The following is a 16,170-nucleotide window of genomic DNA, read 5'->3' as shown; positions in this document are numbered from 1 at the left end:
GTCTCCCTTGTTAACTTCTTTTTTAACGAACCTGCTTTGACACCTCCCAGTCCAGCACACGCACCGGTTCTGCCGGCCGCTGCGCAACGCCCTCCCCGTCCACTTGCGACGCCTTCTGAACGAACAGGCTCAGGATGCCGCGCGATTTCCACAACTCGCTGTCGAACGTCGGCTCCCATTCGCCGACCGAAGTTTCGGACAAGTCGTGCACAGACCACTGGAAAGACTGGAAATCCTCGATGACTGCGACCGACACCTTGCTGCCGCGCTCTTCGTCGCGAAATACCACCAGGCCGCCTTTATCGGCCAGCAGCAACTGCGGCCGTGCCATCGGAATACGTTTGGTGCCGCCGCCTGACAGGCTGAAAGCCGTCTTGTGCAGCGGTAGGGTGCGCGCTTCCCAGCGCTGCCCCGTATTGAATACCACGCGGTACTGGGGAATCGCGCTGCCGGCATCCCGCCAATATGTCGCGATATAAGGACGGCCTTCCGCATCGGCGGCCATCGAAGTCTGGTTGATCAGCTCACTGCCCTGCGGGATGCGCAAGGCATATTCCGCGCTGGCCGCAGTAATGGGAAGCCTGTATGGCGTCCCGTCCGAATGTTCCCAGCTCTTGCCGCCGTCGCGCGAGCGGGCATAGGCCAGGTCATGGTTGCTCGCCACGTCCGGCGACTCGCGCCACACCCAGGACAGGTGCAGCACGCCGCGGCCGTCGGCGTGCGCCTGCCAGTACGCGTTGCGCCGGCCCTCGCCGTCGATCAGCTTGTCCTGCAGGCGTTCCCACTTCGCGCTGGCGTGGCGATAGCGGTTTATCACCAGGTTGCCGCGTCCCGACGCGCCATCGCGGTACAGGAACAGCAGGTCGCCATCGGGCAGGCGATAGAACTCTGGATAGCTCACGGCCTGTTCGTCGCGCCCCACCATTGCCAACGGGTCGCCCAGTTCCAGTCCACCCGGCGCCTTGCTGCGGGCATAGCGCAAGGGATTGTCGTGGTGGTCCCAGGCCACGTGCAGGTAGCCCGCCCCGTCAACCATGATGCTGATGCCGTTGTGCGCGTCCTCGGCCTTGCCCCGGAATGGGCTGCGCTGGACCGTCCAGTCGCTGCTGTCCACACGCCGCCTGGCCAGCACCACGTAGCGCTCGGCGTCGTAATAGGCGGCGTACTGCATGCCATCATGCGTAACGAGGGAATTCTTGCGGAATACGGTCACGTTGACCGAATTATTGGCCCATCCGGGACCAATGGTGGATTGCTTGATGTCGATTGCTTGCGCGGCCGGAATGCACAGCGCGGCCAGCATCGCCGCAGCTATTGCCTTCCATTTCCTCGCGAATGATTTCATGGTCGAGTTGCAATCGTTAAATAAGCCGAAATCATTCTATGCAATTAGAAATATGAAACCTATATATTCTTTCGAAGTTTCTAGATCAAAAGCATATAGCTCATTTCAGTACTTATAGCCGGGCGCGCTGAAAAGTCCAGGAGGGGTAGCATTCTGGAATGGCTAAGGACGGCAAACAGCAGCTCGACCATGCGGTCGACGATCTTGAACATGAGGTTCCGAGCAAGGCGAAGCGCTTCATCGAATGGGCGCGCTCGGACCGTGCGCGCTGGGTGCGGATTCCCCTCGCCCTGGCGTTGATCACGGTTGGGATAGTGGCGCCGTATATGCCGATTGTGGGTGTGGAAGATGTGCCAATCGGCTTGCTGCTGCTGTCCTACGACATTCCCTTCCTGCGCAAGCCGATGGCAGCCCTCATCGAGTGGCTGATCGGCCTGTGGCGGCGGCTGCGGGGCAAGTCAGCTCAGCGCCGGTCCTGATATGCGGCGGCCATGCGCTCGGCAGTCTGCTTGATTTCTTCCCGCAGGTCGGCCGGTTCGTACACCACCACCCCATCCCCAAAACCCAGCAGCCACCAGGTCAGTGCACGGGTTCGCGGCACTGTGGCGATCAGGCGCAAATGGTCTGCCGATTCGCTGTACAGCACCTGGTCCTTGCTCAAGGGTGTTTCAGCCAGGTGTTCGCCGGCCGCGCGAGCGAACACCGCTTGCAGGCGGATCTCGCCGCCGTTCGCAATGCCGAACTGTCCTTCGGCAATGAATGCATCGATATCGAAGCCGGCTTTGCGGCGCGCCGGCAGGAACAGCATTTCCGCCTGCTTCACGCGATGCAGCGCAATCGTGCGCGCATCCTCATAATCGGAAAACATGCAGACCAGGTAGACCGTGCCGGCCTTCTGCACGATGGCCAGCGGATGCACCGATTCGTAGACAGTCGGCGCGCTGCCATCGCGCTTCTGGTAATGCAGCTTGAGCTGCCGGTCCTTCATCAGCGCATCGTAGACCGTGCGCTGGCATTGCTCGTCCACTTCCGCCGGCAGCAAAGGCTGCGCCGACGGAATGCTGCGCACCTTGCCAAGCCATGCCTTGGTTTGCGCGCGTTCATCGATCGCCGCCAGCGTCTGTGCCGCTGCGGAAAAGTGCGGCTGCAAGGCATCGAGTGTCGAAGGCGGAAGCTGCCGGTGCAGATGCTGTTCCACCATCGTCAGCGTCAGCGCTTCCGGCACCGACATCCCGGGCAGGCTGAAAATTGCGCCATCGCGCCGCCAGCTCCATTTGAACGGCTTGGCCGATTCATCGACCATCAGCGGGAACACCGACTCCAGCGCCTTCAGGTCGCGTTCGACCGTGCGTTTGTCGATCGGGTATTCCGCCTGCGCCAGGCGTTCGGTAATCTCTGCGGCCGTAATGCTCAATGGTGCGCGCGGCACCAGCCGCAGCATATTCCACTGCCGGAACATGGAGTCCTTGGAAGCCATCCGATCAATGCTCAGTTATCAGGAATTTCATTGTAGCAATTATTTAAGCCGCGCGCCCCGCATGCCGCTGGGCGTCACGACGATCTCCCACACGTCCAGCTCCTCCAGCCGCCCGGCCAGTGCGCAGGCGCGCCGGTAGCCAAGCCGGAACCGGACCTGCAAACGCGACACCGGGCAGGCCAGCAAGCCGCCGCGCGCCGCCTCCAGCGCACGCACAAAATCGATGGCCCCTGCGATCTCGTTCATCGTGAATGTCCCGTCTCCCAAACTGCGCTCCCTCTATTCAATGAAGATGCCGCAGTATCGGGCGCGCTTCCGACAGCCCATGTCGCAGGCCCTGCGACACAATCTGTCGCAGCGTCTGCGAAAATAGGCTCAAGGAGGAAAACATGAAGCTAGTCGTTGCCATTTCATCGCGCGCCCTGTTCCAGCTGGATGAGAGCCATGCCATCTTCGAATCCCAGGGCGTGGCGGCGTATTGCGCCCACCAGCGCGAAAACGAACATGTGGTGCTGGAGCCGGGCCCTGCCTTCAACCTGGTGCGCAAGCTGCTGGCCCTGAACAAGGGCGCGCCGGCATCGCCGCTGGTGGAGGTGGTGCTCCTGTCGCGCAACAGCGCCGACACCGGCATCCGCATTTTCAACTCCATCGAGCACTACCAGCTCGACATCAAGCGCGCCGCCTTCTGCTCCGGCGCCAGCACGCACCGTTATGTGGAAGCCTTCGGCGCGCAGCTCTTCCTGTCCACCAACCCGGACGACGTGCGCGAATCGCTGGCCCAGGGCCACGCCGCGGCAACCATCCTGCCTTCGCACCGCGAAGACGACACCGGCCAGTTGCGCATTGCCTTCGATGGCGATGCAGTGCTGTTCTCGGACGACTCCGAGCGCATTTACAAGCAGCTTGGCCTGGACGCCTTTGCCCGTAATGAACGGGAAGCAGCGCACAACCCGATGCCGGGCGGCCCGTTCAAGAACTTCCTCGGGGCACTGCACGCGATCCAGGCGGCGCACGGCGCGGATGATGCGCCGATCCGCACTGCACTGGTCACGGCCCGCTCGGCGCCGGCGCACGAACGCGTGATCCGCACCTTGCGCGCCTGGGATATCCGTATCGACGAAGCGCTATTCCTCGGCGGGATGCCGAAAGGCGCCTTCCTCAAGGCCTTCGGCGCCGATATCTTCTTCGACGACCAGACCATGCACTGCGATTCAGCGCGGGAGTTCGTCCCAACCGGGCACGTCCCCTACGGCATCGCGAATGCCGCTGTCGCCGGGGAAAATTGACAGCACCTGCAGGAAGCTGGCTTCCGGTGCGGCGTTGAGCTCCAGCAGTTCGCCCGTCGCCGGGTGCCTGAACGACATGCCGACTGCCGCCAGCATCAGGCGGCCAAAGCCGAAGCGCTCGGCGAAATAGCGGTTATGGCGCCCCCGTCCATGATTGGCGTCGCCGATGATCGGATGGCTGATGTGCTTCATATGGCGCCGCAACTGGTGGCGGCGGCCGGTTTCCGGGAACAGCTCGACCAGGCTGTAACGGCTGCTGCTGTAGCCTTCAATCGCGACCGGGATTTCCGTCGTCGCCAATCGGCGGAAGCGAGTCACTGCCTCGCGTATCGGCGCCTCCTCATCCTTGCAGCGGCGGTCCTCCGGTTCTTCCCGCAGCGGGTGGTCGATAAGGCCTTCTTCCGGCGCCCAGCCGCGCACCATGGCGAGGTAGCGCTTATGCACGTCGCCCGCCATGAGAGCCTTGCCGAGCACACTGGCCGTTTGCTGGTCGCGCGCAAAGACCAGCAAGCCGGAGGTCGGCCGGTCCAGGCGATGCACGGCGTAGACGTACTCCCCGCCATTCATCTCGCGCGCATACTGCAAGGCGAATTCGGTTTCATGCGGATCGATCGGGCTGCGATGCACCAGCAGGCCGGCCGGCTTGTGCACCGCCAGCAGCCATTGGTCGCGGTAGATTTCTGTGAGGGGATTCTGTTTCATTGCAGGCGGTATTCTCCCACAAGCACGGTCCTGCACAGGCTCGTTCTGAGTATTGTGCAGTTGGATATGCCGAAACCTTCGTTCACTTGGGTGATGGCTGCGGCGTAGACTGGGCTCCCCCGTTATCCCGAGGAGCCTCAAATGCGCTACCCAGCCTTGAATGACTACCTGGATCGTCTTGCGACCGACGAGACGCCATCCAGCAGCCTGCGCCTAAGCGGCGACGACGAAGTACAGGGACATATCTTCAACTGCTGGCTGGGAAGCGCCTTCCACCCGCTCCGCGAACTCGGAAGCGGAAATGTAAGCGGCTATGCCGGCCGCGTACGAGCCGTCACGGACGAAGACCAGGGACTGCCTTTGTGGACCTACCTCGATGGCGCAGCAAGCGACGACGAGTCCGTCGCCTTGGACCGTCTGTGCCGCACGCTCCACGCAATCAATTTCTTCAGCAAGGAAACCGTCGACGGCCAGGCATTGCACCTGAATGTGCATGACCGCCTTCTCAGCGCCGTGAGCAGCAACCACGGCATGGCGTTCCGCCGCATCCTCGACTCCCTGGGCCTGCCGCTGGACCAGATCGTCCTGCAACTGCCCGCAGTGAATGCGCGGCAGAACTGGATGCTGAACTACGTCGCCGACAATTACCGCCGCAACGGCTTCCGTATATCAGTGAAAGTCGCCACCCCATCCCAGTTACCGGCCGTCCTCGGCCCAGCACGGGTCGACGCCATACGCATCGCCAGCCTGCACGGGGCGGGCGCCGCCGAACTGACGCAAGTCCTCGCACAGGTCGCATCGCTGAACGTGCAAGTGCTGGTCAAGGACGACACTCCCGCCCTGCGTGAAGCAGCCGCCCGCACCGGCGCACAGGTGCTGGTGCAGGACAACGCAAGGCGCGGGCCTGACCGCCTCGCCGCCTAGCTTATGGCAGCACCACAAAATTCCCCAGGAATGAACGCGCCGACGGGGTGTCGAGCCGATAAATCACATTGCTTTGCACGCAGGGCGTATCGCCAGTGATGGTGGTACCAGCCAGCATCTTCGATTCGGCCGTGCCGCTGCCAAAGAAGTTCGGACCGCCTGAATCGCCGTAGCAGGTGCCGCCATTGCCGACCGCATTGTTCTGCGACAGCCGCAACCAGCTATCGTTTAAGGTGCCGAAGCCCGACACCGACCATTCACGCGTATCCTGGTAGGCGATGGTCCAGCCGCCCTTACCGTCGAAAGTCCGTTCCTGGCCACCGTAGCCGACCGCCGTATAGCTGGTGTTGGCCAGCAGGCCGTTGGCTTTCAGGGTATCGAACAGGCCCAGGGTGGGCAACTGCGCAGGCGCCACGTCCGGAATCGGCCGGTCGAACACGATGACGGCAATATCGTGCGGATCATTCTGCTGCGCGCGGTATTCGGGATGAGCGTGATACTGCCCCATGTACATGAGCGCCGAATTCAGCACCTTGCTGTCGAACGTCACCTTCACCGTTGCCACGCCGGGATTGCAGTGCGCAGCCGTCAGCATGACGGTCGGGCTGATCATGGTGCCGGTACAGAACGCGTAAGCCGTACCCTTGCTGTCGTAATCGACCAGGGCCCCGACCTGCGGGTGCTTGCTGCCGTCGGCCTGGCCGTAGGTGATTGCCTGGGCATGGGCGGCGGCCAGCAGGGCCAGCGCTGCAAATGAACACTTCATCATAGTGCGTCATCTCCTTGGAAAGGCCCTCGTGAGGCCTGGTTATGGACGATATTGCATGCAAATCTTGCAATCCGACGCACCGGCGTGTCAATCCGAACACAGTACGCGCGTTAAGAAGACGTTAAAACGCTGTTTTCTTGCTACGCTCTTGGCCATGCTGCCAATCCTCCCCTACCGCAAACCCCAGTTAGGCCGTGACTACTGGGTGCAGGACGACTTCCTGCCCAACGCCGAAGAAATCGCTCAGCGCTGCTACACCCAGGAATACTGGGAACTGGGCGCGCCCTACGCCAACGAGCCCTGGCCCGGCAAGCGCACACCGAACGCGCTTACACCAGCCGAGATGGAGTACGTGGAAACGTGGGTGAAGAAGATGACCGGCGCCAAGCGCCTGTGGCAGGAAGCGACGCCCGAAGGCACGTCGTTGAACCACAACTACGCGCAGCTGGTTGGCATGCCCGATTCCGGCGCACGCCCGCACACCGACTCGACCAAGCTTTGCCGCTACGCCAGCGTGATCTACCTGACGCCGGACCCCGATCCCGATTGCGGAACCTCGTTCTACCGCCAGCGCCAGCCTAACGGCACGCTGGGCGGCAACCTGTGCATGCCGCCGCATGCCAACCTGCGCGAAGCCTTGAAGGTAAAGGGCCTGCCTCCGGAAGCATGGCAGGAGGACGTGCGCGTGGAGAATCGCTTCAATCGCATCCTGCTGTACAAGGCAAACCTGGTGCACTCCGCCACCGGATACTTTGGTTTCGACCACGCAGACAAGCGCCTGACGGCGGTCTTCTTCTGGATGGCCTGAGCCGATAGCCCCAACGCCTGGCGGTAACCCGCCAGCACTCCGGCCTGCAATGATCCAGGCTTAAGGGCCGGCAGCGTTCATGAGGTTTGTGCGCAGATTGACGATCGCCTTTTGCAGCACACGGAACTCCTCTGGCGACAGTCCGGCCGCCTTTGCCGTCGTCTCGCGATAGTCAAAGGCTTTCTCCCGCAGCTGGCGCCCAGCCTCGGTCAACGATACGCGCACACTGCGTTCGTCCTCGCTATCACGTTCCCGCGTTACGTAGCCCATCGCCTCGAGCCGCTTCAGCATCGGCGTCATCGTGCTTGGCTCGAGGAACAGCTTCTCGCTCAAGCCCTTGACAGTCTGCTTGTCCTCTTCCCACAGGCAGATGATGGTGACGTACTGCGGATAGGTCAGCCCAAGCTCCTCCAGCACGGGCTTGTACACGCGCGAATACGCCAGGTTGGTTGAATAAATGGCAAAGCACATGAAGTCGCCGAGCCTGGCCCTATTGCTCATTTGACACCCCGCTCAAATTAATTATCGAAATAATGATTATCGTACTTGAAAAGCTGCGCAGACCGGGATATAGTTATCTCGCAAATCATTATCTCGATAACTAATTTTGGAGCACGCAGATGAAAAAGCACATCGTCGCCGCCTTGTTCGCCCTGGCCAGCACGCAACTCTCCTTCCCCGCCGCAGCCCAGGCTCAGGCCGAAAAACCGGCTTTGGCTACCTTCGAGGCCATCAAGCAGATCGACGCCGGCCCGCTGAATGTTGGCTATGTGGATGAAGGCCCGGCCAATGGCCCGGTCGTGTTCCTCCTGCACGGCTGGCCTTATGACATCCACAGCTATGCCGAAGTGGTCCCGAGGCTGACCAAGGCAGGCTACCGCGTGATCATTCCGCACCTGCGCGGTTACGGCACGACGCGTTTCCGCGATCCGAATGCCGTACGCAATGGCGAACCTGCCGCGCTGGCCGCCGATACGGTGGCACTGATGGATGCACTGAAGATCGACAAAGCCATCCTGGCCGGCTACGACTGGGGCGCGCGTACCGCCGACATCGTCGCCGCGCTGTGGCCGCAGCGCGTGAAAGGACTGGTTTCGGTCAGCGGCTACCTGATCGGCAGCCAGGAAGCCGGCAAGAATCCCCTGCCCCCGAGCGCAGAACAGCAATGGTGGTACCAGTTTTATTTCGCCACGGAGCGCGGCCGCATCGGCTACGAAAAGAACCATCGCGACTTCGCCAAATTGATTTGGCAGACCGCATCACCGCAATGGCGCTTCGATGACAAGACGTTCGACCGCAGCGCCGCCGCTCTGGAAAATCCGGACCACGCCGCGATCACGGTCCACAACTACCGTTGGCGCCTCGGCTTGGCACAGGGCGAAGCGCAATACGAAGCAATGGAAGCGCGGCTGGCGACCTTCCCTGCCATCACCGTGCCGACCATCACCATGGAAGGCGACGCCAACGGCGCACCGCATCCCGATCCGGCGAGCTATGCGAAGCGCTTCACCGGCAAATACAAGCACCTGCTGATCTCGGGCGGCGTAGGCCACAACCTGCCGCAGGAAGCACCGCGCGCCTTCGCCGATGCCGTGATCGCAGTCGACCATTTCTGATTCCCCCCAACCAACCGAAAGGAACACACACCATGAACAAGATTGAGAACGTTCTCTACACCGGCAAGACCCGCACCACCGGCGGCCGCGATGGCGCCGCACGCAGCAACGATGGCCGCCTCGACATCAAACTTTCGCCACCAGGCTCCAACGGCCCGGGCACCAATCCGGAACAGCTCTTCGCGGCCGGCTGGTCGGCCTGCTTCATCGGCGCCATGGGACGCGCGGCCAAGGACAAACGCGTGCTGCTGCCAGCCGATACGGCTGTCGACGCTGATGTCGACCTGGGTACCAATGAGGGCGGCTTCCAGCTGCAGGCACGCCTCAATGTGAGCTTGCCTGGCCTGGCGCGCGAAGTCGCGCAAGAGCTGGTTGAGACTGCGCACCAGATTTGCCCGTACTCGAAAATGTCGCGCGGGAATATCGATGTGGCCATCAACCTGGTATAAATCGATAAGAATGAAAAGGCCGCCCATCAAGGCGGCCTTTCTCCAGATGCGCACTATCTATGCATTGACGTCACCCCGCCCTAACGGACGGGGATTCCTGCTTCCAGCGTCACACGTCCGCGACGGCATACGGCATTGATCACACCAGAGTGCAGTTCCAATGCTTTGCTGCTGCCGGTAGTCAGCTTGAACGGGCTTGCAGATCAAGCAGCCCGCGCGCGCTCCGGGATCGGCTGGAATCCCCGCGCGGATTTTGTTTAAAGGCTTCGCCGCACTTGATTGTTTCCTATTAAGCAAGATATGATGATAATGAAAAGTAATTATTGGCAACTTTCACGACGCACCTGCATTTCGCCCGAGCGCCGTAAGGCGGAAGCGAAAAATTTTGCAACCGAGCGAAAGACGCTCACGACAAAGGATCGACACGCATGGCAAACGATTTGGACGAAGTAACTGGCCCGGTCAATGAGGATGGGCGCGATATCAACGTCATCAGCAAGCAAATCCCCGTTCAAATTGGCATCGGGTCGCTGATCTTCGAAATCGCCCTGTGGACTGTCATTCCGGCAATCGGCGCCCTGGCACTGCTGACCGGCGCATTGCCGCGGGAATACTGCCTCGGACTCCTCGTTTTGGGTACCCTGCCCGGTTTGATTTTCCTGTTCATGAAGATCAACGCCCTGGCGTACCTGCGCAAGCTGCAGCAGAAGATCCAGGCCGATGCGTCGGAGATCGACAATTACCTCGAGCAGCGCGTCGTCATCCTGAACAATGTGGTTGGCCTGGTTGCAAAAGCAATCGACCTGGACAAGGATGTCATGAAGTCGGTAGCAGCTTACCGGAGCGGACACAATGCCGATGCTGAACGCAACCAGGCTTCCCAGCAAATCGACAGCATTTTTTCCCGCATCAGCTTGGCCTGCGAGTCCTACCCGGACCTGAAAGCGCAAGCCGTCATCGCGGATGCCATGCGCCAGAACAGTTACCTTCAAAAGGAGGTTACCGCGGCTCGCACGCTCTATAACGACACCGTCGCAATGTGGAACCAGGACATCTTTGCCTGGCCGACCAAGCAGATCGTTGCGGCGCGCGCAGGTTATACCACGCGCATTCCTTTCACTGCCTCCGCCGAAACCAAGGCAGCTGCACGGAGCGTCTTCTTTTGATCGACGACGTCCATGAACCATTGGAGCAGTATTCTTCCCAGTTCAAGACTGCTCACGTCCAGAACACGTCGGACTTTTTCGAAGACCTCGTACGCCGTTCCGGGGTAGACGAGAACGCAAACATCAAGACGGTGCAGGAACTACGAAAGCTAGAAACGCAGGCTGCGGGCACGGGTTCCAGCAACAGATGGTGGCGGATTCTGCGCGGCATCACCATCGCGGCCATGCTGCTGGCGGCGCTCTACGTCTTCGCCAATTACCAGTGGCCGTGGCTGCTGGTTCCAGCAGTCCTTTTTGCCCTTGCAATTTATAAGCTAAACCGCATCATCAACGACTCCGACGCCCAGCTGAATCACTTGCGGGAAGCCTGTGACGAGAAGCGTGCACTCGCGTGGGGCCAGATGGCGCCATTGAACCGCCTGTTCGACTGGGATATCGTGGCCAAGCTGGTGCAGAAAACGGTGCCTCGCATCGCATTCGACTCGTATTTCAGCAACGGGCGCATGGAGGAGCTGCGAAACAGCTTTCGCTGGTCCGGAAACCTGGGCGATGACCAATCCATCGTGTTCTCCCATAGCGGCGTACTGAACGGCAATCCCTTCATTCTTGCGCGAACGTTGTCGCACTGGATGGGCAGTAAGACCTACCACGGCTCCCTCCATATCACCTGGACAGAACAGCACCGTAATTCGGAAGGTAAATGGGAAACGCGAACCCACCACGATACACTGCATGCGTCGATCGAACGTCCGCTCCCCGAATACGCATACCGGACCTTCATCGTCTACGGTAACGAAGCAGCGCCCGATCTCGTGTTCAGCCGTAGCCCGTCGGAGCTTTCCAAGCTGGACGACGGCTTATTCGACAAGTGGCGGAAGAATCGCGCCATCAAGAAGCTTGAAGCAAAGTCCCGTGATGTCAACGATGGAAGTGCCTTTACGGTAATGGCCAATCGGGAATTCGATGCACTATTTGGCGCCACGGACCGGAATCATGAAGTGCAGTTCCGGCTGCTGTTCACGCCGTTGGCGCAGCAGGAAATGCTGAAGCTACTCAAGGATAGCCAGATTGGTTATGGCGACACTTTTGCGTTCGACAAAGCGCACATGATCAACGTCCTGGAATCGGGGCATATGCAACAAACCGATATCAGCGGCGCGCCGGAAAAGTTCCATGCCTACGAACTCGCGCAGGCACGGAGGTTCTTCAATGGCTACCACAACGATTTCTTCAAGTCGTTCTACTTTGGGATCGCCCCGTTGCTTGCCATCCCGCTGTACCAGCAGCATCGGTCGCACGCGGACATTTACAAAGACACCTACTCGCAAAAACCCTGTTTCTGGGAGCATGAAGCGATTGCCAATTACCACGGGGAGACGACGTTCAACCATCCGGATTGCGTTTCACGCAGCATCCTGAAGACATCCACGCAAGAGGAGAGCGATGGATCCCAGAAAGTGCACGTGACGGCCAGCGGCTTCGGAAGCGTTGAACGGATCCATTACGTTTCGGTCCACGGTGGAGATGGCCGTTCACATCAGGTCCCTGTTCATTGGGACGAGTATTTCGAGGTCCAGAACAGCGCCACCATGCTGGTAAAAGAAGTGGCGCCGCCGAGCGACGCGCCAGGCGAGGCCGCTAAGGACGCGCATGGCATCGACTTACCGCCGGCGTTTTCGCAGCGCGGCATCGATGCCGGGAAGACTGTCCTGCGCAGATCGATTGTTTCGGCGGTATTGTCTGATTAGAGCCTTCGACGGATGGCGTTGGCAGAAACCAGGCTATCCAATCAGTGTCAAGGGGAGCCCATGCACCAGAAGTGCGGGAAACATGGGGGCATGATTTCACCCTAGCGACGTTTACGTGCATTTCTATCAACTTTTCCACACTCGACTATGGATCCAACGGGACTCCTGACTTGGCATCCAAGAACAGGGCCTCCACTTATCGGTGGAGGATTTTCTACATAACATATGCCATAATTCCACATAACGTACTTCAAGAATATTTACAACCATTTGATTACACAGCAATTTTTTTCAATAATTTGAGTTACCTCCTACCGGCCTGCTTAGATAATCAAACCTTCGGATATGGATAGCCCCAAGTTTGAGCACTTCGATCTCCAGCTCTACAACCCGGCGTACGACTCGCCGCTCGTCGATGTTGTAACTGAGCTGGAATACTTAAGGCGACTGCGCCTCGAGGGCAGTACCCCTGAAGGGGTGTTTTTTCAATTGAAACACATCTTTCACATGCTCGAAAGTCTCGGGTCCGCGCGAATCGAAGGTAACCACACTACCCTCGCCGACTACGTCGAGACTACGGTTCTGGGGGGCGACGAGAGCGATCAAATCAAAGAGATCTCGAACATTGAACGGGCAATGCAGTTCGTCGAGGATGTCATGGAACCTGGGGCTCCGCTGACTGAAACGTTTATTCGTGAACTCCATAGCATGACCGTCGACGATCTGAAGCGCGAGGGAGACAAGACCCCAGGCGCATACCGCGAAGGTCCAGTCAAAATCGCGAAGTCGAACCATTTACCGCCGGATGCGCTGTCTGTTCCGCAGTACATGCGGGAGCTTACCGATTTCGTCAACACACCCGCGAAACAGAAGTACGACTTGATCAAGGTTGCACTTGCTCATCATCGCTTTGGATGGATACACCCATTCTCCAACGGCAATGGCAGGGTCGTACGCCTGATCACCTACGCACTGCTGATCAAGTACGGATTTAACGTCAAGGAGGGCGGACGTGTGCTGAATCCTACTGCAGTTTTCTGCAATGACAGGGAACGCTATTACCAGATGTTGAGCGCAGCGGACACGGGAACGACCGATGGGATCGATACGTGGTGTACCTACGTTCTTGAAGGCATTCTGCTCGAACTTCAAAAAGTCGACAGGCTGACCAAGTACGAATACCTTCAGCAAAAAATCCTTCACCCTGCGCTAGCAATCTCGCGCGAGCGACAGCTCATCACTATTGACGAATACCATGTGCTGGCAGAGGTGGTTCGCCTGAAGACCGCGAAGTCCGCAGATCTCCAAAAAGTGATGCCAGCACTTAATGATGCGCAGAGGACGTACCAAATTAAAAAGCTGGTCGCTGCCAAGATGCTTCAACCAATCCATCCCAACGCAAGACAATACGCGATCTGCTTCACCAACAACGTTTTGCTTCGCGGCGTCATCAAGGCCCTGACAGATGAGGGCTTCGTTCCGAATTCACTGGAAGCCGGGTAAGGGAGAGCGCGAGCCCAGTGCTCGCCCAACTTAAAATAAAGGCCTTTGAAATGCAAAATGCCAGCTAATCTAGCTGGCATTTTCTTTAAGTGCTTCAAGCACTAGGTGTCCTTGGCGGAGAGAGGGGGATTCGAACCCCCGATAGGCTATGAACCTATACACGCTTTCCAGGCGTGCGACTTAAACCACTCATCCATCTCTCCTGCATTCTCACGCTGATCGCGAGAGGCCCGAATTATAGCAGCGTTTCTGGAGAGTGCAAAGGTTTTCTCCTGAAACCGGTAAACCAGTGTCAGACCCATTGGGTCTGACACCGCCTACTCAGGCTTAGGAGGTTTCTTTCAGCTGCTCGAGGATGGCTGGGTTTTCCAGGGTGCTGACGTCCTGGGTGATCGCTTCGCCTTTGGCCAGGACGCGCAGCAGGCGGCGCATGATCTTGCCGGAACGGGTCTTCGGCAGGTTGTCGCCGAAGCGGATCTCTTTTGGCTTGGCGATCGGGCCGATCTCCTTGCCTACCCAGTTACGCAGCTCGGTGGCGATCTGCTTTGCTTCGTCGCCGGTCGGGCGGGCGCGCTTCAGCACCACGAAGGCGCAAATCGATTCGCCGGTAGTTTCGTCCGGCTTGCCGACCACGGCGGCTTCGGCCACCAGCGGGTTGGCGACCAGCGCCGATTCGATCTCCATCGTGCCCATGCGATGGCCCGACACGTTCAGCACGTCGTCGATACGGCCGGTGATGGTGAAGTAGCCGGTTTCGGCGTTGCGGATTGCGCCGTCGCCTGCCAGGTAGTATTTGCCGCCCAGTTCTTCCGGGAAGTAGCCGGCCTTGAAGCGGTCCGGGTTGCCCCAGATGGTGCGGATCATCGATGGCCATGGGCGCTTGACGACCAGGATGCCGCCGCTGCCGTTCGGTACGTCGTGCCCCGCTTCGTCCACGATGGCGGCCATGATGCCTGGCAGAGGCAAGGTGCACGAACCCGGAACCATCGGGGTGGCGCCTGGCAGCGGAGTGATCATGTGGCCGCCGGTTTCGGTCTGCCAGAAGGTGTCGACGATCGGGCATTTCTCGCCGCCGACGTTCTTGTAGTACCACATCCAGGCTTCCGGATTGATCGGCTCACCCACGGTGCCCAGCAGGCGCAGCGAGGAGATGTCGAAGTTCTTTGGATGGACTTTCGGGTCCACGTCGGATGCCTTGATCAGCGAGCGGATCGCGGTCGGTGCGGTATAGAAGATGTTGACCTTGTGCTTGGCGATGGTTTCCCAGAAGCGGCCAGCGTGCGGGAAGGTCGGGATGCCTTCGAAGACAACCTGGGTCGCACCGACGGCGGTCGGGCCGTAAGCGATATAGGTGTGACCGGTGACCCAGCCGATGTCGGCGGTGCACCAGTACACGTCTTCCGGCTTGATGTCGAAGGTCCACTTCATGGTCAGCGCTGCCCACAGCAGGTAGCCGCCGGTCGAGTGCTGCACGCCTTTCGGGGTGCCGGTGGAGCCGGAGGTGTACAGGATGAACAGTGGATGCTCCGCTTCCACCCATTCAGGTTCGCAGGTCGCAGCCTGGCCCTCGACCAGGTCGTGCAACCAGATGTCGCGGCCTTCGGTCCAGGCGATATTGCCACCGGTGCGCTTGTACACCACCACATTCTTGATCGTGTCGCAGCCACCCATGGCCAGCGCCTCGTCCACGATGGCTTTCAGCGGCAGCTGCTTACCGCCGCGCAGTTGCTCATCGCAGGTCAGCACGGCCACGGCGCCGGCGTCGATGATGCGCTCTTGCAGCGACTTGGCGGAGAAACCACCGAACACCACGGAGTGCGTAGCGCCGATACGGGCGCAGGCCTGCATCGCAGCCACGCCTTCGACCGACATCGACATGTAGATCACGACGCGATCGCCCTTCTTGATGCCGCGCGCTTTCAGGCCGTTGGCGATCTTGCAGGTCTTGTCGTGAAGTTGCTGGTAGCTGACGCGGGTCACCTGGCCGTCGTCGGCTTCGAAGATGATCGCGGTCTTGTCGCCCAGGCCGTTCTTGATATTGCGGTCCAGGCAGTTGTAGGAGACATTCAGCTTGCCGTCTTCGAACCATTTGTAGAATGGGGCGTTGTCTTCGTTCAGCGTGCGGGTGAAGGGCGTTTGCCATTCCACGTGCTCGCGCGCCAGTCGCGCCCAGAAGCCTTCGTAGTCGCGCTCCGCTTCGTCGCACAGCGCCTTGTATGCGTCCATGCCCGATACGGCAGCCTTTTCGACAAATGCCGCTGGCGGCGCGAAAATACGCGATTCCATTGGTCCCTGTTGGTCTGCGCCCTGGTTGGTCATGCTTGTCTCCGGTTAGTGATGGTTTGCTTGCAACAATAGAGCTTGTCGCTTACTGCGC

At 59.7% G+C, this 16,170-nt stretch carries 16 protein-coding genes and 1 tRNA gene; 9 read left to right on the top strand and 8 right to left on the bottom strand.

Annotation, left to right across the window (positions count from 1 at the left end):
• Positions 1-22: 22 nt before the first annotated feature.
• Complete coding sequence (locus tag ACN9MU_RS09315; RefSeq protein WP_426344463.1) at positions 23-1,345, bottom strand: BNR repeat-containing protein; 1,323 nt, start codon at positions 1,343-1,345, stop codon at positions 23-25.
• Between the two features lie 158 nt (positions 1,346-1,503).
• Between ACN9MU_RS09315 and ACN9MU_RS09310 the strand changes: the two genes are divergently transcribed.
• Positions 1,504-1,824, top strand: a complete 321-nt coding sequence (locus tag ACN9MU_RS09310) for a hypothetical protein (RefSeq protein ID WP_426169982.1) — start codon at positions 1,504-1,506, stop codon at positions 1,822-1,824.
• On the opposite strand, the gene ACN9MU_RS09305 is transcribed toward ACN9MU_RS09310, so the two are convergent.
• Positions 1,809-2,822 carry a helix-turn-helix transcriptional regulator gene (locus ACN9MU_RS09305; protein WP_426344462.1) on the bottom strand — a complete coding sequence of 338 codons (1,014 nt, stop codon included), beginning with the start codon at positions 2,820-2,822 and terminating at the stop codon, positions 1,809-1,811. The genes ACN9MU_RS09310 and ACN9MU_RS09305 overlap by 16 nt on opposite strands.
• Positions 2,823-2,861: 39 nt before the next feature.
• Positions 2,862-3,068 (bottom strand): hypothetical protein, encoded by a 207-nt coding sequence (locus tag ACN9MU_RS09300; protein WP_426169977.1) that lies wholly within the window; start codon positions 3,066-3,068, stop codon positions 2,862-2,864.
• 143 nt (positions 3,069-3,211) lie between these two features.
• On the opposite strand from ACN9MU_RS09300, the gene ACN9MU_RS09295 reads away from it, so the two are divergent.
• Entirely contained in the window at positions 3,212-4,108 is an 897-nt protein-coding gene (locus ACN9MU_RS09295; protein WP_426169974.1) for a 5'-nucleotidase, read from the top strand.
• On the opposite strand, the gene ACN9MU_RS09290 is transcribed toward ACN9MU_RS09295, so the two are convergent.
• On the bottom strand, positions 4,034-4,810 hold the full coding sequence (locus tag ACN9MU_RS09290) for a pseudouridine synthase (RefSeq protein ID WP_426344461.1): 777 nt from the start codon (positions 4,808-4,810) through the stop codon (positions 4,034-4,036). The two genes, ACN9MU_RS09295 and ACN9MU_RS09290, sit on opposite strands and share 75 nt — an antisense overlap.
• A 141-nt stretch (positions 4,811-4,951) precedes the next feature.
• Between ACN9MU_RS09290 and ACN9MU_RS09285 the strand changes: the two genes are divergently transcribed.
• On the top strand, positions 4,952-5,734 hold the full coding sequence (locus ACN9MU_RS09285; RefSeq protein WP_426344460.1) for an EAL domain-containing protein: 783 nt from the start codon (positions 4,952-4,954) through the stop codon (positions 5,732-5,734).
• 1 nt (position 5,735) lies between these two features.
• Here the strand turns inward: ACN9MU_RS09285 and ACN9MU_RS09280 are convergent, their stop codons facing one another.
• A complete protein-coding gene (locus ACN9MU_RS09280) occupies positions 5,736-6,503 on the bottom strand; it encodes a S1 family peptidase (protein ID WP_426321866.1) in 768 nt (255 codons plus the stop codon).
• A 154-nt stretch (positions 6,504-6,657) separates the two neighbouring features.
• Here ACN9MU_RS09280 and ACN9MU_RS09275 point away from each other — a divergent pair, with 154 nt between their 5' ends.
• Positions 6,658-7,311: a DUF6445 family protein gene (locus ACN9MU_RS09275; protein WP_426169964.1), complete on the top strand. Its 654-nt coding sequence runs from the start codon at positions 6,658-6,660 to the stop codon at positions 7,309-7,311.
• A gap of 60 nt (positions 7,312-7,371) precedes the next feature.
• Here ACN9MU_RS09275 and ACN9MU_RS09270 read toward each other — a convergent pair whose 3' ends face one another.
• Positions 7,372-7,812, bottom strand: a complete 441-nt coding sequence (locus ACN9MU_RS09270) for a MarR family winged helix-turn-helix transcriptional regulator (RefSeq protein ID WP_426169962.1) — start codon at positions 7,810-7,812, stop codon at positions 7,372-7,374.
• Between the two features lie 119 nt (positions 7,813-7,931).
• Here ACN9MU_RS09270 and ACN9MU_RS09265 point away from each other — a divergent pair, with 119 nt between their 5' ends.
• The 5 genes from ACN9MU_RS09265 (at position 7,932) to ACN9MU_RS09245 (ending at position 13,793) form a co-directional block, all read left to right on the top strand.
• A complete protein-coding gene (locus ACN9MU_RS09265) occupies positions 7,932-8,927 on the top strand; it encodes an alpha/beta fold hydrolase (RefSeq protein WP_426321863.1) in 996 nt (331 codons plus the stop codon).
• Between the two features lie 32 nt (positions 8,928-8,959).
• Positions 8,960-9,376 carry an organic hydroperoxide resistance protein gene (locus ACN9MU_RS09260; RefSeq protein ID WP_426321861.1) on the top strand — a complete coding sequence of 139 codons (417 nt, stop codon included), beginning with the start codon at positions 8,960-8,962 and terminating at the stop codon, positions 9,374-9,376.
• A 428-nt stretch (positions 9,377-9,804) separates the two neighbouring features.
• Positions 9,805-10,542: a LemA family protein gene (locus ACN9MU_RS09255; RefSeq protein ID WP_426321859.1), complete on the top strand. Its 738-nt coding sequence runs from the start codon at positions 9,805-9,807 to the stop codon at positions 10,540-10,542.
• Positions 10,539-12,290, top strand: coding sequence for an MAG1210 family protein (locus ACN9MU_RS09250; RefSeq protein WP_426321857.1), 1,752 nt, complete (start codon positions 10,539-10,541; stop codon positions 12,288-12,290). Before ACN9MU_RS09255 ends, ACN9MU_RS09250 begins: the two co-directional genes overlap by 4 nt.
• Positions 12,291-12,635: 345 nt before the next feature.
• Positions 12,636-13,793, top strand: a complete 1,158-nt coding sequence (locus ACN9MU_RS09245; protein ID WP_426321855.1) for a Fic family protein — start codon at positions 12,636-12,638, stop codon at positions 13,791-13,793.
• Between the two features lie 112 nt (positions 13,794-13,905).
• On the opposite strand, the gene ACN9MU_RS09240 is transcribed toward ACN9MU_RS09245, so the two are convergent.
• Together ACN9MU_RS09240 and acs are read right to left on the bottom strand one after the other, a co-directional pair.
• Positions 13,906-13,996, bottom strand: a tRNA-Ser gene (locus ACN9MU_RS09240).
• 124 nt (positions 13,997-14,120) lie between these two features.
• Positions 14,121-16,079 (bottom strand): acetate--CoA ligase, encoded by a 1,959-nt coding sequence (acs, locus tag ACN9MU_RS09235; RefSeq protein ID WP_426344459.1) that lies wholly within the window; start codon positions 16,077-16,079, stop codon positions 14,121-14,123.
• Between the last annotated feature and the right edge of the window lie 91 nt (positions 16,080-16,170).

This window comes from Pseudoduganella sp. R-32, assembly GCF_049913245.1.
Classification (GTDB): Bacteria; Pseudomonadota; Gammaproteobacteria; order Burkholderiales; family Burkholderiaceae_D; genus Rugamonas.
Note: the sequence above shows the minus strand (reverse complement) of the source record. Positions and strands in the feature narration are given on the sequence as shown.

What these genes read in the sequence shown, in the direction of transcription:
- ACN9MU_RS09260 (WP_426321861.1), top strand. Translation starts at nt 8,960, where the DNA reads ATGAACAAGATTGAGAACGTTCTCTACACCGGCAAGACCCGCACCACC.
- ACN9MU_RS09305 (WP_426344462.1), bottom strand. Translation starts at nt 2,822, where the DNA reads ATGGCTTCCAAGGACTCCATGTTCCGGCAGTGGAATATGCTGCGGCTG.
- ACN9MU_RS09265 (WP_426321863.1), top strand. Translation starts at nt 7,932, where the DNA reads ATGAAAAAGCACATCGTCGCCGCCTTGTTCGCCCTGGCCAGCACGCAA.
- ACN9MU_RS09245 (WP_426321855.1), top strand. Translation starts at nt 12,636, where the DNA reads ATGGATAGCCCCAAGTTTGAGCACTTCGATCTCCAGCTCTACAACCCG.
- ACN9MU_RS09275 (WP_426169964.1), top strand. Translation starts at nt 6,658, where the DNA reads ATGCTGCCAATCCTCCCCTACCGCAAACCCCAGTTAGGCCGTGACTAC.
- ACN9MU_RS09285 (WP_426344460.1), top strand. Translation starts at nt 4,952, where the DNA reads ATGCGCTACCCAGCCTTGAATGACTACCTGGATCGTCTTGCGACCGAC.
- ACN9MU_RS09310 (WP_426169982.1), top strand. Translation starts at nt 1,504, where the DNA reads ATGGCTAAGGACGGCAAACAGCAGCTCGACCATGCGGTCGACGATCTT.
- ACN9MU_RS09270 (WP_426169962.1), bottom strand. Translation starts at nt 7,812, where the DNA reads ATGAGCAATAGGGCCAGGCTCGGCGACTTCATGTGCTTTGCCATTTAT.
- ACN9MU_RS09280 (WP_426321866.1), bottom strand. Translation starts at nt 6,503, where the DNA reads ATGATGAAGTGTTCATTTGCAGCGCTGGCCCTGCTGGCCGCCGCCCAT.
- ACN9MU_RS09290 (WP_426344461.1), bottom strand. Translation starts at nt 4,810, where the DNA reads ATGAAACAGAATCCCCTCACAGAAATCTACCGCGACCAATGGCTGCTG.
- ACN9MU_RS09315 (WP_426344463.1), bottom strand. Translation starts at nt 1,345, where the DNA reads ATGAAATCATTCGCGAGGAAATGGAAGGCAATAGCTGCGGCGATGCTG.
- ACN9MU_RS09255 (WP_426321859.1), top strand. Translation starts at nt 9,805, where the DNA reads ATGGCAAACGATTTGGACGAAGTAACTGGCCCGGTCAATGAGGATGGG.
- ACN9MU_RS09300 (WP_426169977.1), bottom strand. Translation starts at nt 3,068, where the DNA reads ATGAACGAGATCGCAGGGGCCATCGATTTTGTGCGTGCGCTGGAGGCG.
- ACN9MU_RS09295 (WP_426169974.1), top strand. Translation starts at nt 3,212, where the DNA reads ATGAAGCTAGTCGTTGCCATTTCATCGCGCGCCCTGTTCCAGCTGGAT.
- acs (WP_426344459.1), bottom strand. Translation starts at nt 16,079, where the DNA reads ATGGAATCGCGTATTTTCGCGCCGCCAGCGGCATTTGTCGAAAAGGCT.